Here is a 1,362-nt window from a genome sequence, read left to right as displayed (position 1 = left end):
AGCCGGTCGCGCAGTTCCGCCGTCCACCAACGGAGGTCATAGTCGGCGGCCGCTTTCACCGGCATCAGAATGACGCCGGTGAAATCACCGAAGACGCCGGCGAAGTCGGCGATTTCGGGATCACGGTTGTACGTGGTGATGTTGATGCCGACCGAATCCCCCCTCGACCACAGCGACAGGCTCGTCGCATAGCAGGCGAGAAGCAGTGCGGACACGCTGCCGTCGGCGGCGCTGGCCCGTTCCCGCAACAGTGCGGTTTCCGCAGCGGTGAACGTGTGCGACAGGCGACGCATCCGCGGCACATCCACGTCCGCGGCCGCACCGATTGATGGAAGGGTGTTGCCGGGCGGGAAGTCCTCGACCACCGTCCGAGTCAACGTCTCATCGCCGCGCCCGACCGCCGAAGCCTCCCGGCGCTTCATCTCCAAGACGTACGTGCGGTAGTCGCCGGTGACGGGCGGAAGCTCCGTTCCCCGGTACAGCTTGTCCAGGTCGTCGATGAAAATCCGTTGGCTCGCCCCGTCTCCGATGATCATGTCCACGCTGAAGAACAGGCGGTGCCGCCCGTCCGGGAGCGCGAACGCCGACAGATGGAACAAGGGCCAGCTGCCCAGATCGAATACCTGGTGGCTCAGCTCATCGCGCTTGCGCCGCACCGCCTCGACCACGGTCGCCTCATCGGCGGCCCGGTAGTCGGCGACGGCAATGCGGTAGCGCGGAACCTCCGGCAGGATCCGCTGCGTGGCTTGTGCGGTGAACACGACGCGCAGCATCGGATGCCTGCGGATGAGGTTGTCGAGGGCGTCCTCCAGGCGGTCGATGTCGGTACCGGGTTCGGTGACGGATTCGATGTAGTAGTGCTCGGTGACGCCGCCCAGCTCGAACCCGGAGTTCCGGCCGACGTAGTAGGCCTTCTGCATGTCGGTCAGGGGGAACGGCGCGTGGGGGTCGTCCCCGAATTGTTCCACCGGATCCTTCCCGTGGGCACTCGCGGAGGATTCCCTGGCGCCTCCTGCGGCTGAACCGGCACCGCCGGCACAATCGAGGGAAGACACTGCCTCGGCGACGGCTTCAGACTCGGCACCGGACTCCCGCATGGCCTCCGAGACAAGGCCGGCGATGTGAGCGATGGTCGGGTCGGCGATGACGTCGCGGAAACGGAGCCGGACGCCCGTCTTCTGTCGGATCGCGCGCATCATAACCTGGAATTGCAGGGAATCGCCGCCACGGCGGAAGAAGGACTCTCCCGCGCCGCACGCCGGATCCGCCGCACTCGTCGACGGGGCTTCCCCGAGGATCTCGTCGAAGACTCCGGACACCAACTCGATCGCCCCGGGGGCGGCGGCGGAACCAGCCGCGCCC

1 protein-coding gene is annotated in these 1,362 nt (G+C 67.0%); it reads right to left on the bottom strand.

The features are described from left to right. Window positions 1-1,362 (bottom strand): condensation domain-containing protein (locus F4V54_RS10805; RefSeq protein ID WP_249041298.1); only part of this gene is annotated, 1,362 nt, incomplete at both ends.

It is taken from the genome of Corynebacterium tuscaniense (genome assembly GCF_008693065.1).
GTDB classification, from domain to species: domain Bacteria; phylum Actinomycetota; class Actinomycetes; order Mycobacteriales; family Mycobacteriaceae; genus Corynebacterium; species Corynebacterium tuscaniense.
Note: the sequence above shows the minus strand (reverse complement) of the source record. Positions and strands in the feature narration are given on the sequence as shown.